The 16,819-nt window shown below is 65.7% G+C and carries 13 protein-coding genes; 6 read left to right on the top strand and 7 right to left on the bottom strand.

Annotated features, from left to right (window positions below):
* Window positions 1–50: 50 nt before the first annotated feature.
* From miaA to LZC95_42540, 3 genes are read right to left on the bottom strand one after another with little or no spacing between them, the layout of a single operon-like run.
* Window positions 51–974, bottom strand: coding sequence for a tRNA (adenosine(37)-N6)-dimethylallyltransferase MiaA (gene miaA, locus LZC95_42550; GenBank protein WXA93120.1), 924 nt, complete (start codon window positions 972–974; stop codon window positions 51–53).
* A complete protein-coding gene (mutL, locus tag LZC95_42545) occupies window positions 964–2,730 on the bottom strand; it encodes a DNA mismatch repair endonuclease MutL (protein WXA93119.1) in 1,767 nt (588 codons plus the stop codon). Before mutL ends, miaA begins: the two co-directional genes overlap by 11 nt.
* Entirely contained in the window at window positions 2,727–3,410 is a 684-nt protein-coding gene (locus LZC95_42540; protein ID WXA93118.1) for a hypothetical protein, read from the bottom strand. The genes mutL and LZC95_42540 overlap by 4 nt, the downstream gene beginning before the upstream one ends.
* A gap of 106 nt (window positions 3,411–3,516) precedes the next feature.
* Here LZC95_42540 and LZC95_42535 point away from each other — a divergent pair, with 106 nt between their 5' ends.
* Window positions 3,517–4,389, top strand: a complete 873-nt coding sequence (locus LZC95_42535; GenBank protein ID WXA93117.1) for a HEAT repeat domain-containing protein — start codon at window positions 3,517–3,519, stop codon at window positions 4,387–4,389.
* The gene (locus LZC95_42530; protein WXA93116.1) at window positions 4,386–6,209 is read left to right on the top strand and encodes a PQQ-binding-like beta-propeller repeat protein; all 1,824 of its coding nucleotides are present in this window, start codon (window positions 4,386–4,388) and stop codon (window positions 6,207–6,209) included. Before LZC95_42535 ends, LZC95_42530 begins: the two co-directional genes overlap by 4 nt.
* Window positions 6,210–6,229: 20 nt before the next feature.
* Here the strand turns inward: LZC95_42530 and LZC95_42525 are convergent, their stop codons facing one another.
* On the bottom strand, window positions 6,230–6,859 hold the full coding sequence (locus LZC95_42525) for a YkgJ family cysteine cluster protein (protein ID WXA93115.1): 630 nt from the start codon (window positions 6,857–6,859) through the stop codon (window positions 6,230–6,232).
* 9 nt (window positions 6,860–6,868) lie between these two features.
* Entirely contained in the window at window positions 6,869–8,539 is a 1,671-nt protein-coding gene (locus tag LZC95_42520) for a CTP synthase (GenBank protein WXA93114.1), read from the bottom strand.
* A gap of 175 nt (window positions 8,540–8,714) precedes the next feature.
* Here LZC95_42520 and LZC95_42515 point away from each other — a divergent pair, with 175 nt between their 5' ends.
* The 3 genes from LZC95_42515 to LZC95_42505 are packed head-to-tail and all read left to right on the top strand — an operon-like array spanning window position 8,715 to window position 11,846.
* On the top strand, window positions 8,715–9,938 hold the full coding sequence (locus LZC95_42515; protein WXA93113.1) for a VOC family protein: 1,224 nt from the start codon (window positions 8,715–8,717) through the stop codon (window positions 9,936–9,938).
* Window positions 9,939–9,940: 2 nt separating this feature from the next.
* Window positions 9,941–11,116 carry a homogentisate 1,2-dioxygenase gene (locus tag LZC95_42510; protein WXA93112.1) on the top strand — a complete coding sequence of 392 codons (1,176 nt, stop codon included), beginning with the start codon at window positions 9,941–9,943 and terminating at the stop codon, window positions 11,114–11,116.
* 43 nt (window positions 11,117–11,159) lie between these two features.
* Entirely contained in the window at window positions 11,160–11,846 is a 687-nt protein-coding gene (locus tag LZC95_42505) for a Uma2 family endonuclease (protein ID WXA93111.1), read from the top strand.
* An 8-nt stretch (window positions 11,847–11,854) separates the two neighbouring features.
* Here the strand turns inward: LZC95_42505 and LZC95_42500 are convergent, their stop codons facing one another.
* Window positions 11,855–13,321, bottom strand: a complete 1,467-nt coding sequence (locus LZC95_42500; protein WXA93110.1) for an ABC transporter substrate-binding protein — start codon at window positions 13,319–13,321, stop codon at window positions 11,855–11,857.
* A 15-nt stretch (window positions 13,322–13,336) separates the two neighbouring features.
* Between LZC95_42500 and dacB the strand changes: the two genes are divergently transcribed.
* On the top strand, window positions 13,337–14,821 hold the full coding sequence (dacB, locus tag LZC95_42495) for a D-alanyl-D-alanine carboxypeptidase/D-alanyl-D-alanine-endopeptidase (protein ID WXA93109.1): 1,485 nt from the start codon (window positions 13,337–13,339) through the stop codon (window positions 14,819–14,821).
* Between the two features lie 7 nt (window positions 14,822–14,828).
* Here dacB and LZC95_42490 read toward each other — a convergent pair whose 3' ends face one another.
* Entirely contained in the window at window positions 14,829–16,388 is a 1,560-nt protein-coding gene (locus LZC95_42490) for a sigma-70 family RNA polymerase sigma factor (protein ID WXA93108.1), read from the bottom strand.
* Between the last annotated feature and the right edge of the window lie 431 nt (window positions 16,389–16,819).

The following is a 16,819-nucleotide window of genomic DNA, read 5'->3' as shown; positions in this document are numbered from 1 at the left end:
ACAAATTTACAACACGAGGCCTTAACTTATCGCACAGCTCGCTCCCTTAGTCACGTCCCCAGACGGACGACGGGTGCGTGGTTCAACCACGTACGCTGACGCCTCGCGAAAACACGGGTTGCACGAACAATCGCGATTTTTAGCTCTTCTTCGGCAAGCTGCCCCGTCAGGCGCATGGCGACCTGTCGGTAGCCTACGCTGCCCATGGCGCGTGTGTCTCCGTAACCGCGCCGAAGGAGCTCGGCGACTTCCTCGAGCCAACCGCCCGCGAGCCACATCTCGACGCGGGCCGTGATGCGATCGGTCAGCGCGTCGGGTGGATAGGCGATGGCAAAGAGGTGTGCGCGGTATCGCTGCGGTAGAAAGCCATGGGACTCTTGGTGGCCGCTCAGGCGCTGGCCTGTGAGCTCGAAGACTTCGAGCGCGCGGCTGACCCGCACGACATCGTTCGGGTGGAGGCGCGCGGCACTGGCCGGGTCGACCTCTTTGAGGCGGTCATGGAGGGCGGTACGGCCTTGCTCTTCCACGAGCGTGCGGTGGCGTTCGCGGAGCTCTTCGTTACGAGCGGGGCTGGGCGCGAGGCCATGCAACAGGGCGCGCACCCAGAGAAAGGTGCCGCCGCAGACGATGGGGCGTTTGCCGCGGGCGCGGATGTCGGCGATGGCGCGATCGGCCATGTCCACGAAACGCGCGGCGTCGATGGGATCGAGGGGATCCTGCACATCGACGAGGTGGTGGCGGGCCTGCGCGCGTTCCTCGGCCGTGGGTTTGCCCGAGCCGATGTCGAACTCACGGTAGATCTGCACGCTGTCGGCGCTGACGATCTCGCCGTCGAGGGCCTCGGCCAAGCGGATGGCGAGGGTGGTCTTGCCGCTGGCGGTGGGGCCGACGATGACGGGGAGCGACTCGGGATCCGGTTGAGCGGTCGCGAGGGCGAGGTCGAGCCAGCGCTGGAGGTTCTGCTCAGCGTCCAACCCGCCGCTCCAATTCGGCGAAGGTCAAGTGCATGACGATGGGCCGGCCGTGCGGGCAGTGCCCGGAGAAGTCGATCCCTTCGAGCGAGGCGAGGAGTGCGGTGGCCTCCTCGGGAGAGAGCGAGTCACCAGCGCGGACCGAGGCGTGGCAGGCCATGGTGGCGAGGACGAGGTCGGCGGCGCCGCCGAAGGGCCGGTTGGCTTGGCGGGTCAATTCGGCGACGAGGTCGCGGACGAGGCGCTCCGGATTGGCGCGTACGAGCAATTTCGGTACAGCATGTACCGCAACGGCATGGGTGCCGACGGCGCGGACCTCGAGGCCAACGGCCGCAACGTCCTCGGGTCGCTCTTCGAGGGCTGCGACCTCCACCGGGGAGAGCTCGACGACCTCGGGAACCAGGAGTCGCTGCATCGCGACATCTCGCGCGGCAAAGGCTTTGCGCAGCCGATCAAAGGTTACCCGCTCCGCCGCCGCGTGCTGATCGACGACGTAGAGCCCATCGATGCCTTCGCAGAGCAGAAAGGTCTTTCGAACTTGGGCCAAAAACCGCAGTGGCGGCCGATTGGCAAAGAGCGAATCATGATTCTCTTCCGTGCCCGTGCCCGTGCCCGTGCCCGTGTAGGCGTACGGACTCGAGCTCGGGCTCGAATCCTCCCAAGCGGGAAGAGGTCGCGGCGGCTGCAACAGCGGCTCGCTGAGCGGCAGCACCTGGGTCCGTGCCGGCGGCGGCAACCAAGGTCGCGTCGGCGGACCCAGCGCGGGAATGGCGAACGCCTGCGACGTCACCCCATAGAGCTCGCGGGTCAAGGCATCGCAGAGCGCCCGCGCATCCGAGAAGCGTACCTCCGCTTTTTGCGGATGCACATTCACGTCCACCATCTCGGGCGGAAGCTCCAAATAGACGACGCCCACCGGAAAACGCCCCGCCTCCAGCACCGAGCCATAGGACTGCGCCACCGCCCGCGCGAGCATCCGATCGCGCACCGGCCGTCCATTCACGAAGAGGTGAAGCCCTGTCGCACCTGCGCGCGCCTTCTCGGGCGCCAGCAGGTACGCCTCGATCTGCAGCGGACCGCGCTCGCCCTTGCCGTGGGCAACCCGATCGTCGCCGAAGCCCATGACCTGCGCCACGCGCTCCGCCCGCGTTGCCACGCGGAGCATCTCCCGCGCCACCCGCCCATCGCGTGTCAGCGTGAACGACACATCGGGACGCGCGAGTGACGCCGTCGTCACCACGTCCCCCACGTGCGCGCTCTCCGTCGCGGTCGACTTCAGGAATTTCTTTCGCGCCGGCACGTTGAAAAACAGATCGCGCACGTCGATGCTCGTCCCCACCGCGCACCCCGCGGGCTTCACCCGCGGCGTTCCGCCTCCGTCGATCTGCACCTCGGTGCCCTCGGATTGGTCGCGATCGCGCGTGATCAGCACCAGTTTCGATACCGACGCCATGCTGGGGAGGGCCTCCCCGCGAAAGCCGAAGGTGCGAAGGTTCGACAGATCCTCCACCCGATCGATCTTGCTCGTCGCATGCCGCAAGAGGCACAGCGATGCATCTTCGGCGTCCATGCCGCTGCCGTCGTCGCTCACGCGAATGCGCTGGAGGCCGCCCTGTTCGATCTCGACGCGCACCTTCGTGGCGCCGGCATCGAGCGCATTTTCGACGAGCTCCTTCACGACGCTCGCAGGGCGCTCCACCACCTCGCCCGCGGCGATTTGGTTCGCGAGATCGGCGGAGAGTTGACGGATCTTGCTCATCTCTCCGAAAAGCGACCGTTCGCGGCCTCGAAAAACTCACGCGACCGTGAGCGGGTCAGCGCGATGACGATGAAACCACTCAGCATCGAGCGCACGATCAGCCACCCCGTATCCCGCATGTGAAGGAGTCTCGGAAGCCTCGCCACGATGGACTCCAGAGTCTGCTGATCCTGCGTCGAATCGCGCATGCGTGCGACGGTCATGGCATTTTCGAAATTCAGACTCGCCTGCCGCACGTCCGCCGCAAGAAAATGAGCCAGCAGCACCAACGCGGCTTGTGCGGTCACGAGTTGAATCAAGGGTGCGCGCGCACCTTCGCGACCCGACATGCACCGTGCGGCACACCCCACCATCACCACGCCGAGCAGCATGCCGGCCACCGCCAGAGGAAAATAGCGGCTCCGCGCATTGTTCATCGTGCTGTAGTAATTCTCCGCCGCTCGCGAGGCCTGGGCGCGCTGTTCGTTGCTCTGGATCATCTCCGTGTGTTCTTCGGGAGTCGGTCCCTCGCCGCGCAACACCACGATGGTGGTACAGCCCTGTACGAAACCCATCGCGCCGAAGATCCACGCGAGGACGAGCGCCGTCATCAAATACCAAGGCCTTCGAGGGCCTTGCGCCGTCGGCGGAACGTCGCTCGAGCGGGCGCCGGGGGGTTGGTACGGTGATGAAGGGCCCATGTTTCAAGCCCGCAAATAGCACACGCCACGGCGAATGCGACATGTGCCGAACGTGTCCACAGGTTGTAGAGCTCGAATAGCACATGATATTCCCGAGCATGTGAGCATGCGAAGACCCTGGACTCTCGCCTGCGCCGTGGTTGGCATCGTCGCCGCTGCGCAAGGCATCACCGCAGGGGCCCGCGCCGCCGAGCCGCCCGCTGCCCCACCGAAAATCGCGCCTTCGAGCGCGGCCGCCCCGCGAAAGCCGCTACCGCCCGGAACTGCGGAAAAGCTGAAGTCGGGCGAGCCCGAGCGAATCGCCGCCGCGTTGGAGGATGCTCGCCTCGCCGGAAAGGGGGCCAGCTCGCTGGCCGCCGAAATTGCGGGGCTTCTCGACCGCGGGCTCAATGGTGCGCTGGCGGAATCCGCGCTCAACGCACTCGCTGAAATCGAATCGCCGGCCTCGACGCCCAGCGTGGCCGCGTACCTCCAGCATCGCGATGCGAAGGTGCGAACGGCGGCCGCCAAGGCGCTTGCGCGCACCAAGGGCCCGGCCGCGGTCGCAGCCTTGCGGCACGCACTGTCCGATTCCGAGGCACCCGTTCGCAGCGCTGCGGCCACCGGGCTCGGTGTTCTGCGGGCGCGTGAAGCCGTGGGCGATCTCGCGCTGGCACTCGATCACCGCGTCGTGGAGGCTGCTGCACCCATCGGGCAGCTTTGCAACGCCGACGAGTGCGCGGACTTTCTCGCCCGCCTCGGCCGGCTTCCTCTCGATTTGATGGAGAGCGGTCTCGAGCCGATGCTTTTTCGCCCCGCCGCCGAGGTGAACGAGGACACCAAGGCCAACGTCATCGGCCGCGTTCGCGAGCTGAAGACGAACGAAGCGCACAAGTTTCTGCTGGGCATCCAGAAGCGCTGGCCGGCGACGGGCTCACCGCGCCTCAAGACGCTGATCGATCAAGCCGTGAAGGCCACCACGCGGGCGAGTGGATCGTGAAGATTGCAAAAAGCCTTCTGCTTGCCATGACCCTCACGGCATGCACCGCGTGCGGCGGTGCCTTGAACCGCGCGGATCTCTTTTCCAGCGATTGGTCTGCCGATCGCGCGCAAGGCGTCGACGCCGTGCGCAGCCGCCTTGCGGGCACGAAGCCATCGCCGGGGACGGACATCGCGATCGGCGTTGCCGGCAACGGCGACAAGATCGTTGCGGTGCTCCTCGACAGCGGCGAGAAGTGGACCTACGCGCACCCGCTCGATGCGCGTCCCGCGATTGCAGGGCAGGTCGTCGTGGGCTCCGGTGGTGGCGAAGTCTTCGCGCTCGACGCACGCACTGGGAAAAAGCTCTGGGCACGCCCCACGGGCGGCCTTCCGCTGATCGGCGCGGGCGATGATGGGCAGTACACGGTCATCACCTTCGGGCGCTCCGGCGGCGCGCGCGGTTCCACGTTGCTTGCCGTCGAGCGTGACGGTGACGTGCGCCGGCAGATCGAGACCGACAAGGAAGTGGGCGTGCCCGCCGTGGTCGGTGGCCTCGCCTTCATTCCGTGGGGGCGGCAGTACGTCAGCGTCTTCGACATCGTTGCGGCCGACGAGCCGGCGCGCATTCTATTCCGCGAGCAGGTGAGTCGCGCGTGGACGCAGGGCGGGAGCGTCTATTTCGGCGAAAACAGCGTGTACCGCTTCGACGAGCGCATCAAAGATGCGTCGTTGCAGAAGGCGTCGCACGTGATGCTTCCCCCGCGCGAGCTTCCCGGCTCGCCGGTGCTGATGCCGCCCATCGAGGAGCGGCCCAAGTTGGTCGCCACCGCGCGCGATCGCGTGCGCACCTACGTGCGCCCGACGAACAACGTGCAGACCACGGCGGCCAATCCGGGCAAGGGCGGCGGCGCACCGGAAGAGGGGTGGCTCGTCGTGGCCAATTCGCGCTACTACGCGACCTACTTCCGCATCATCATGGGCTTCGATGCCTCGCGCGGCGGTTTGTCGTGGGTGTACACGCATCCGACGGAGGTCATTGCCGGCGCCGCGGGCGAGGATGGTTTCCTCATCTGCGACGAACAAGGCAAGGTCGTCTTCCTCAGCGCCAACCAGGGCGATCCCCTCGGGGAACGCGATCTCGGCGAGCCGGTGAAGAGCTGCGTCGTGCAGGTCGATGCGCTCGCGGTGCGCGGGGGCCGTCCCGCGCGGCCTGTTTCGCTGGCCGACGAGCTCGCGGAGGCGCTGCGCGTGCCCGATCCGGAGCTGGCCACGGGCAAGCGTCTGCTCGTGCGCGAGATCGCATCACTCGAGGACGAAGTCGCGACCAAAGCGCTCATCGACGTGATGAACGACCCCGCGATCAGCCCCTTCGTGGCCGCGGACGTGCGCACTGCCTTGGCGGGCCGGCGCAAGGGCGGGCGCTACATGCTGGCGGCCCTCGAGCGCCGCTACGACTATTTGCACAATGTGCTCAAGCCGCCGCCCGTGGGCCCGATCGCGCAGTCCTTCGCCGCGATGAACGATGCCAGCGCGGCGCCCCTTTTGAGCTCGCACATGCTCGATCCGGTCACGCCGGACCAAGACCTCCAGGAGACGGCGGCTGCCCTCACGACCTTGGCCGGCCCCGCGGAGGTTCCCACCTTGAAGCAATTCTTCGTGCTGAACTACGCCTCCGCGACCACCGCACCCGTCAAAGCCGCCGTCGTCAGCACGGGCCAGATCCTCCTGAAGCACGGCGGCAAAGACGGCCGCGCCCTCGTGGATCGCGCCATCGCGAGCAAACTCACCGCCCCCGATCTCCGCGCCAAGCTCAAAGAGCTCTACGAAGTCGTCCGTTAGAAAGCCGGCTGGGCCGGCGGTCAACCCGGGGGGTCGCCGTCGTACATCTCGAATTCCATTTCGCGCGAGTGCAGGCAGCACTCGCTTCCGACGGGGAATACGGAGCAGGCGGACGGCCGTAGTTCGTAAATCGTACAGCGGTTGTCGTCTTCGAGATGGCGGCACCGTTTCGACTTCAAAAGCCGCAGCACCAGCTTCCCGTCCTTCTTCCGCGTGTACGGGCGGCGCAGCAGATCGGCGCGTCCGGCTTTGCGGAAGCGCGCGATGTCGTCCGGGTCCAGCTCGACGTAGTTGTCGCGGCAACAAGCGCCACACGCGAGGCAGTCGAACGAAATCGTGCGCTGCGCCTCGGGCCAGACGGCGTCACGCTCGGCGCGCCGTCGCACGATGTCGTGGCAGTCGCGCGGAATCATCGCGATGGCCAGCCCCCGGTAAGGCCCGCTGGGCATCTTCTTCCAGCGGCTCTTTCCCAGATCCAACAGGGACCAGTAGTGCAGGTCCATCGGATCGTCGCTCTTGGGAACCGGAATCACCAGGCGTACCCGCCCGCCCTTTTCCCAGACCACGGCATGGCCGCCCGCCCGCACGTGCCGAGCGGCCTCGCGCGCGTAGGCCTCCTTGTACTGCCGCACCACCGGCCGAACGACCACGGTACTGCCCTAGTTGATCTCGCGCTGCGGAGCCGGTGCCTTGCGCACCTCGCTGCTCGGGCGCGTTCGCTGCGCCTGTCGCTCCAGAGCCGCGCGCACGAAGCGCGCGAACAGCGGGTGCGGCGAGGCCGGACGGCTCTTGAACTCCGGATGGAACTGGCAGCCCACGAAGTACGGATGATCCGGCAGCTCGATCATCTCCACCAGGCGCTTGTCCGGCGACACACCCGACAGAATGAGCCCTGCCTCGCTCAGCTGATCGCGGTAGTCGTTGGCGAACTCGTAGCGATGGCGGTGCCGCTCGGAAATGTCCGTCGTGCCGTAGGCCTCCGCCGCAATCGTCCCCGGCTTGAGCGTGCACGGATACGCGCCGAGGCGCATCGTCCCGCCCTTGTTGCGCACGTTGCGCTGATCGCCCATCAAGTCGATGACCGAGTGCGGCGCGTCCTTGTCGAACTCCGCCGAGCTCGCGCCGGCAAGCTTCGCGATGCTGCGCGCAAACTCCACCACGGCCAGCTGCATCCCCAAGCAGATCCCGAAGAACGGAATCTTGTTCTCGCGCGCATAGCCAATGCTCGCGATCTTGCCCTCGGTCCCGCGATCGCCGAAGCCGCCCGGCACCAGGATCGCATCGAGCTGCGAAAGTCGCTGCTCCACTGCGTCGCGCTCGAGTTCCTCCGAGTCGATGTAGTCGAGCTCCACGCGGCAGTCGTTCTGCATGCCCGCGTGCACCAGCGCTTCGTGCAGCGACTTGTAGGCATCCCGCAAATGCACGTACTTGCCCACCACGCCAATCTTCACCGTGCCCTTCGTCGGCTTGGTGAAGCGCTCGGCGATGCGCTGCCACGTCGACAGATCCGGCTGGCGGCTCCAAATGTTCAGGCGCTCGCAAATGAGCTCGTCGAGTCCCTCTTTGTGGAACCACACGGGCAGCTCGTAAATGCAGCTCACGTCCACCGCCGAGATGACGGCCTCCACGAACACGTTGGAGAAGAGCGCAATCTTCTCCTTCGTTCCGCGGGAGAGCGGCTGGGCCGTGCGACAGATGAGCACGTCCGGCTGAATGCCGATCTCACGCATCTCTTTAACGGAGTGCTGCGTCGGCTTCGTCTTCAGCTCGCCGGCCGTGGCGATGTACGGCACCAACGTCACGTGCATGCTGAGCGCGTTTTGGGGGCCCGCTTCGATCTTCAACTGGCGGATCGCCTCGAGGAACGGCAACGACTCGATGTCACCCACCGTGCCGCCGATCTCGATGATGGCGACGTCGACCCCTTCGGTGGCGTCCCGCACGCGCGCTTTGATCTCGTCGGTGATGTGAGGGATGACCTGGACGGTCGCGCCCAAGTACTCACCGCGTCGTTCCTTCGAGATGACGGCCTCATATATGCGACCGGTCGTGAAGTTGTTTTGGCGCGTCATCCGAGCACTTGTGAAGCGCTCGTAGTGACCCAGGTCGAGATCCGTCTCGGCACCATCGTCCGTGACGAACACCTCGCCGTGTTGGTACGGGCTCATCGTGCCCGGGTCCACGTTGATGTAAGGGTCCAACTTGACGTGGGTCACGCGCAATCCGCGCGCTTCCAACAATGCCCCGACGGATGCGCTCGTCAGTCCCTTCCCGATGGAGGAGACGACACCGCCGGTAACAAATACGTACTTGGTCGGCTTTCGGCTCATCGTCCTGCCTCCTTGTTTACGTCGATGCGCGGCGCGGCAAGCCGAGCACCTCCGATGACTTCCCGTTTACGCAGCGTGGCGATACCACAACCGGGTTTCCGTTTCTACTTTGCCCGTCAATAAAGCTTCTTCTGTCACCGCACCACATCGATCTCAGATGCTAAGGTCCACGCCCATGAAAGAAGAATCCAACGTTTCGCACGGTACGGGCTCGGCGGATTCGTCTGCCAAACAGTCCGCGCCTTCCAGCCTGGGGCTCATCGGATTCGACTCGTTTCACTTCGTCGTCGAAAACCTCGAGCGCTCACGGCACTTTTATACCGACGTCCTCGACTTCAAGGAAGTCGCACGCGCCGGGAACGATTTGGTGACCCGCAGTGGTCAGCAGTCGATCGTCTTCGGGGCCGGCGAGGCGCGCGTGTGCGTTTCCACGCCGCTGGCGCAGAAATCCAAGGCGGCACGCTACCTTCGGCGCCACCCGGCCGGTGTGATGAGCCTGGGGTTCCGCGTCAAGAACCTCGATCAGGCCATCCAGTTCCTCGAGGTACGCGGCGGCACCTTTCTCAGCGATCCCATTGAGGAAAAGGACGATCGCGGCGGTTCGTACCGCTCCATCGAAATTGCCACCCCGCTCGGGGACGTGGCGTTCCGTTTCGTCGAGCGCAACGATTTCAGCGCCTTCGCGCCTGGCTTCGTGGACAGTGGCCACGGAAACGCCGTGCGCCCTGAGAACATGTTCGGCATCGCCGGCATCGACCACGTGACGTCGAACGGCCTCACCATGCAGCCCATCATCGCGTGGTACCGCGACGTGCTCGGCATGGTCCCGTTCTGGGAGATCAGCTTCCACACGAACGACGTCGCCCAGGGTCGCGACACCGGGTCGGGGCTTCGCTCCATCGTCATGTGGGATCCGGGCAGCGGCGTGAAGTTCGCCACCAACGAACCGCTCCGTCCCTTCTTCCGTGATTCGCAGATCACCAAGTTCGTCGACGACAACGCCGGCAATGGCGTGCAGCACGTGGCGTTCGCGGTCGACCGCATCATTCCGACGGTGGAAGAGCTGAAGCGACGTGGCGTGCGGTTCATGGCCACGCACCCCGCGTATTATCGCGACCTCCCGGGGCGGTTGGAGAAGCTGGGCATCCACAACGTCAAAGAGGAGCTCGCGGAGCTCGAGCGGCTCGGCATCCTCGTCGACGGTTCGCACGACCGCTACATGCTGCAGATCTTCATGCAAGAGGCGGCCACGTTGTACGACGAGTCCCGCGCGGGTCCGTTCTTCTACGAGATCATCCAGCGGGCTGGCGACAAAGGCTTCGGCTTCGGCAACTTCCGCGCGCTGTTCGAGAGCATCGAGCGAGCGCAGAAAGCGGAAGCGGATAAAGGAGGGCAGTAGCGGTGATCGACCGAGGGCACGCGGGCATCTTTCCGGACAAGCCCCACACGGCCTTGCGCGATTCGAACGGGGGTCTCTTCTACGAAGAGATGTTCACCCGGGACGGGTTCAGCGGCGCCTTCACGTATTTCTATCACCGGTACCCCATCACGGCGCACCGCGAGGTCTCCTCGACCCATCGCGGCTATGCGCCCCCCGTCGCGGACGAGCGGGCCATGCACCCGCTCAAGCGGCGGCTGTATCTGAGCGACAAGATCCCGCAGGGCGGTCAGCTTTTCGAGCGGCGGTTTCCGATCCTGTTCAGCAAGGATCTGACCATCCTCCTCGCACGCCCCACCGAAACGGACGAAGCGTACTTCGCCAACGGCGACGGTGACGAGCTGTGGTTCGTGCAGGAGGGCAACGCGCGCCTGGAGTCGCCCTGCGGCTGGCTCGACGTTCGCTCCGGCGATTACGTGTGGGTCCCGAAGTCGATGGTGCATCGCTGGCACATCTCGTCCAAGTCGATGCGCATGCTTTGCTTCGAGGCCCACGGCGGGGTGCACATCCCCACGCAGTTCCGCAATCCGGTGGGGCAGTTCATGATGGATGCGCCCTACACGCATCGCGATTTCGTGCGGCCCACCGGGCCGATTTCGACGCCGGATCGCATCCAGCAAGGCCCGCGCGAGCTGTACGTGAAGAAGCACGGGCGCTACTCGCATTACGTCCTCGAGAACCCTCCGATGGACATCGTGGGGTGGGACGGCTTCGTCTATCCCTGGGCCTTCCACATCGAGAAATACCAACCGAAGACGGGGCTGGTTCACCTGCCGCCGACGATCCACACGACCTTCGCCGGCCACGGCTTCCTCGTGTGCTCCTTCGTCCCGCGCGTGACGGATACGCACCCGCAAGCCATTCCGTGTCCGTACCCGCACTCGAGCGTCGACTGCGACGAGGTCATTCTGTATTTGCGCGGCAACTTCACGAGCCGCCGCGGCGTAGGCCCGGGCGCACTATCGTTGCATCCTGCAGGCATCGCCCACGGCCCGCATCCGGGGGCCTACGAAGCAAGCATCGGCAGCACCCGCACCGACGAGCTGGCGGTGATGGTCGACACGTACCTGCCGCTTCAACCGACGCAGCAGGCGGCCAGCATCGAGGATCCGGGGTATCACTCGAGCTGGTCTGGCTAGTCGGGCGTTGCCCGGCGGCGGCAAGAGCGTAAAATTGGGAATCATGGGTGAGCCGGAATACGCCGTGTGTTTCGAGGGCGCAGGCGTTTTCATGCCGAAGTCGGCGTTCACCCATGAGGGCTTTCGCGAGTGGGTCCTCTCGGACGACTTTCCGGATGGGGTGAAAGCAACGTTTGCCCGGGGGGAGGTTCTGTTCGAGGTGAGTCCGGAAGCCATTCGAACGCATAGCATCGTCAAGCGACAGATGTTGCTGGCCCTAGCAAGCCTCGCTGAGTCCGACGATCTGGGCGAATCGTATCCCGACGGCGTGCTCTTGACGCATGCGCGAGCTGGTCTCAGCACGGTTCCGGACTTCTGTTTTGCTCTGTGGGAAACGCTCGAAACGGGGCGTTTGCGCGAGGTGCCGAGGAATGGCGATCCGGATGATTCCGTCGAGTTGGAGGGGACACCCGATCTCGTCGCCGAGATCGTGAGCAAGTCATCGACTCACAAAGATCTGACGATTCTCCGCGAAACGTACGCGCGCGCGGGGGTCCCGGAATACTGGATCATCGACGTTCGAAAGAAGGAAGCGCGCTTCGAAATTTTACGTCTCGATAGCGGCGCGTACGTTGCATCGGCTCCACGCGAGCAGCCGCAAATCAGCATCGTGTTCGGGCGGAACGTGGCGCTTCATCGCAGCAAGAACCGGATTGGCCGCTGGACGTATCGATTCGAGATCACGAAGTAATTTGGCTCTCAGGGGAGCGACGCGAGAGAAAGCCAACGGCCCTCGGCGCTCGGGATGAAGTCGCGGGCGCGGGGGCCGACGACGGCGACCTGGTCCTCGTTCCAGAGAGGGACGATGTAGAGCTGCTCGTGCAGGCGTGCCTCGAGCTCGGCGTAGACGGCGCGGCGGGCATCGCGATCGGTGAGGCGCTGGCCTTCGTCGAGCAGTGCGTCCACGCGCGGATCGCGGACGCGGGCGCGGTTGGCGCCGGCGGGAGGGATCGAGGCGCTGTGCAGGAACACGCGCAGCACGTTGGGTTCGGTGAGCTCGGGGATCTGGAGGATGGCCAGATCGAAATCGCCTGCGTTGAGGCGCGCGATCATGGTGCCGAGTTCCAATGGCTGCACATCGGCGGCGACCCCGACGTCGGCCCATTGCTGGGCGACGTAGCGGCCGAGGGTGAAGCGGCTGCGGTCCGTGGACGTGAGCAAGGTGACGTGTAGATTCGCCGGCGCGAGAACGGGGCGGGCGGCGGCGGGGTCGTAGGCGAGCGGCGCGAGGTTCGCGTGGGCCCAATGCATCGGCGGGATCAGGGTGTTCGCGGGCTTGGCGAAGCCGCCGAGCAAGGTGCGCGCGATGGTGTCGCGATCGATGGACTGCGCCAGGGCCCGGCGGACGGCGACGTCCGCGAGGGGCCCGCGATCGACACGCGCGAGGAGGTACGTGAGGTTGGCGCCGGGGCGGGAGGTGACCTTGAGGTCGGGCTCGCGGGCGAGGGCGGGGAGGATCGAGTGGGCGAGCACATTGAGGGCGACGTCGGAGCGGCCCGCAGTGAGGCGGAGGGCGCGCGCGTTTTCGTCGTGGACCGTGCGGAGGACGACGGGATGGCGCGGCGTCGCTGCGTTTGCCGGCGCCAACGTGATTGCGCCGCGGGCAACACTGGCGACCGTATAGGGGCCCAGGCCATCGAGCTGGCCGTCGGGGCGCGGCGGCGACGCTGCCTGGTCGGCGCGTAGGATCGGGAGCTCCAAATCGGTGAGAAGCGTGCCGTGGGGCCGCTTCAGCGTGATGATCACCGCGTGCTCACCGTCGTCGCGGGCGTCCGCGATGGCCTCGACGGCGCGCGCATGCCGGGAGGCGACCTTGGGCGAGCCGAAGGCGCGCAAGGTGGCGACGACGTCGGCCGGCGTGAGCGGTGCGCCCGAGTGAAACCGGGCGTCGCGGCGCAGTTCGACGCGCAGGGTGCGCTCGTCTTGCCAGCGAAAGCTCTCGGCGGCATAGGGCACCGGGGCCAAGGTATCGGGATCCAGCCGGACCAGCCCGGCGTGAATCAGCCGGGTCGCGCGCAGACCCACGGTGTCCACCGCGTAGCGCGGATCCAGTGTTTCCGCATCGTTTTGAACGATGAGCTCGACGGCATCTGCCGATTTTTCCGCCCGGGGGCTCGGCGAGGCACCCTGGCAGCAAAGGCCGCTCGCCGCGACGGCCGCCGTCACGATAAAAGCGAGTCCATGTTCGAGCTTCGTCCGTACCGCTGTCTCGTCGCCGCGTTCGCCGTGATGCTCGTCGCGCGCGATGCCACGCCGCAGGCGGCACCCGCCGCTGCGCCCGCGGTGGCTACCGGCCCGATTCACGACCACGTCCCCGATCTCGAGGCCGCGGTGCGCGCGATGGCGGCGGATACCAAGTTCAAAGACGCCCAGGTGGCCGTGGCCGTTCTCGATTGCGACACCGGGCACTATCTTGCCACTGCCAACGAGCACACGGCGCTCAATCCTGCTTCGAATGCCAAGGTCTTCACGGCGGGGGCTGCCCTCTCGCTGCTCGGGCCCGACCATCGCTACGAAACGGCCCTCTTCGGCGTCGCCAAAGACGGCGAGGTGCAAGGCCCGCTGGTTCTTCGCGGCCATGGCGATCCCTCGCTCTCCACGGCGGATCTCTACGCCCTCGCCGAGGAGCTGCACGCGCAGGGCGTGCGCCGCGTCTCGGGCGATCTCCTCGTCGATCAGCACATTTGGGACGAGCAAACGACCCCGCCCGCCTTCGAGCAGCAGCCCAACGAGTGGGCCGCCTTCCGCGCCCCCATCGCCGCGCTCTCCGTCAACGAGAACACCGTGACCCTTTCCGTGCGGCCCACGCAGGCCGGCTCGCCCGCCGTGGTCAGCTTCGATCCGCCCGGTTTCGTCGACGTCGACGGCACCGTGGCCACCGCCGAGGGACGCGACTCGGTCGTTCTCGCACTATCCGGCAACGGCAAGCGGCTCGCTGCGAAAGTTTCCGGCTCCGTGGGAAGCGATGCACGCGTCGTGCGCTACACGCGCCGCGTGGAAGATCCCACGCTCCTGCCCGGCTACGTGCTGCGCGCGATGCTCGACAAGGTCGGCATCAAGGTCGCGGGCGAGGTCAAAGTCGGCACCGCCACCAAGGGGAACTTGCTCGCCCGCCACGAGTCGGAGCCGGTCTCGCAGCTGCTCTACGCACTCGGGAAAAACAGCGACAACTTCTACGCGGAGATGATCTTCAAAACGATGGGCAGCGAGGTCAAAGGCCGCCCTGGCAAGAGCGCCGACGCCGCCGAGGTCGTGAGCCGGTGGGTCACCAAAATCGGCGCAGGCGACACGGGCCTCGCCATCAAGAATGGCTCCGGCCTCTTCGACGCCAACCGCACCACGCCCACCAGCCTCGTCCTCTTTTTGCGCGCCATGTGGCGCGATGCCGCCGTCCAACCGGAGTTCGTCGCCCAATTCGCAACCGGTGGTGTCGACGGCACCTTGCACAAACGCTTCCGCGCCACCCGCCATCACGGTGCCATCCGCGCGAAGACCGGCACCCTGCAAGACGCGATTGCCCTTTCTGGCTACGTCCTCGGCCCGCCCGGCAAAGGTCCGCTCGCGTTTTCGATCCTCTTCAACCAGGTGAACGGCAAGGCAGACGTCGCCCGTTCCGCCGCCGACAAGCTGGTCGAACTCCTCTTACGTCGTCAGTGGGGAGAGTAAGTCCTCGTCAGTCCCGCATGTGCTTGCGGATCTTACCCAGAGCTTGCTCCTGCAATTGACGGATGCGTTCGCGCGACAGGTTGTACTTGTCGCCGATCTCCTTGAGCGTGAGCTCGTCCTCGTCGTCGAGGCCGAAGCGCCATCGGATGATGCGCGACTCGATGGGCGTGAGCGTGCCGAGCAGGCGGCGCACTTCCTCGCCCCACTTCTGCGAAACGAGGCTCTCGTACGGCGAGAGCAAATTCTCGTCCTGCAAAAAGTCGATGAACTTGCGTCCGTCCTCGTCACCCACGGGGCGATCGAGGGAGAACGGTGTCTCTGCCCAGGAGCCCTTCACCTTGTCGAGCTTCTCTTGCGGGATGCCCGTCTCCTTCTCGAGCTCGGCCAATGTCGGATCACGGCCCGTGCGGGCGATGACCGCTTGTGTGGCGCGTGCGACCCGATTGTGCGTGTCGAGCATGTGCACGGGGATGCGCACGGCGCGACCCTTGTCGGCGAGTGCTCGGCTGATGGCGTGGCGGATCCACCACGAGGCATAGGTCGAGAAGCGATAGCCTCGCGTGTGATCGAAGCGCTCGACCGCCTTCATCAGGCCGATGTTGCCTTCCTGAATGAGGTCAATGAGCGGCAATCGTCCGCGGTTGTAGCGGCGCGCAATCGACACCACGAGGCGCAGGTTCGCTTTGACGAACTTGTTCTTCACCGCCTTGCTGTGGAAAGCCGCCTGGGTCATCCGATCGCAGTAGCGCTTGTACTGCGCCGTAATCGGCAGCACCGGGGCGCGAAGCTGCACGCTCGACTCGGGCTCCAGTTCTGGGGTGGAAGCGCCGGGCCCACCGAGAACGGCGTCGTCATCCGGATCGGGCTCGTTTCCGAGCTTGCGGCCGATTTCCTCGGCGTGCGCGATCCACAAGCGATCGCTGTCCGGCAGACGGATGGCACGACCCAACGCGGTGGTGAACGCGTTCCACTTCTTTTCCTGCTCGCGCGTGAGCTTGTTGCGCTGCTTCTTGAACGTTTTGATGAGCTTACGAAGCTCGGCAATCTGCGGAAGGTCGAGCTTTTCGTCCTCGGCCGTGGGCAGATCCTTCTCGAGCGAGTCGAGGGTGTACTCGGCCGCGGGGACGTACGAGAAGATGGCGACCCAGTGATCGACCTCGGCCTCCTCGACCTCGATGGCGGTGGCGAGTTCCTCCTCGGGCCCCATCACATGGTGGGTGGCCATCTCGCGGAAATAACGCGCGAGCATGGAGTCGCCGCCGCCATCCTCGAACTCCTTCGGGGTGCGCGGCTTGACGGGATCCATCGAGTCGATTTCGGCGACGACCGCTTCGGCGTCAGCCTCGAACTCGTCCTCGCCGACGACGTCGTCGAGGGCGCCGGCAGCAGCCGGGCCTTCGGAAGCGGGCTCGGCCTCTTCCGTTTCGTAATCACCCCCGTATCCGGGGGGCGGCACACTATGGACGCGCTCCTTCGTCGCAGCTCTTCCATAAGAGGATTCGGCGGCGGAACTCGGGGGCGATTCGTCGGTGGTGGCAACTGCGGCGGCGCGGCTGCTTTTGCTCATGCTCGCTTCCTTGAGGCTGGCCTTGGGCGAGGCCCGGACGTGGCTCGGTTCGGCGGGCGGGTCCGAGACCGATGCGGATGAGGGGGTGGGCGAACGAGAATCTTTGACAAGTGACCTGCTGGGAGTCAGAACCTGCGAAGTACGCGAAGCATGCCGGGGTGACGGCGACGGTTTCGTTTTTTTCTTGGCTGACGCGGCTATCTGTGGTTGACGACCTGCACCCTCTGAACCTGCTCGATCGGCTGCGGCTGCAGATGAGCGAGGCTCAGAGGAAGAGTGACCTGAAGTCGGTTCTAGAGACCGTGAAGTTGAAGTGGACCGTGACGTTGAGGCGAGCGGCGGCCGATCTGACTTGCTCGGCTTGCTCGACGCGCGGAGATCATTGAGTTCTTTTGGGGAGTCCTTTGCAATTTTGGTTGCAACTTTCGTTC

The sequence above is a fragment of the Sorangiineae bacterium MSr12523 genome, assembly GCA_037157775.1.
GTDB lineage: Bacteria > Myxococcota_A > Polyangia > Polyangiales > Polyangiaceae > Pendulispora > Pendulispora brunnea.
This window is presented reverse-complemented; position numbering and strand designations above follow the sequence as displayed.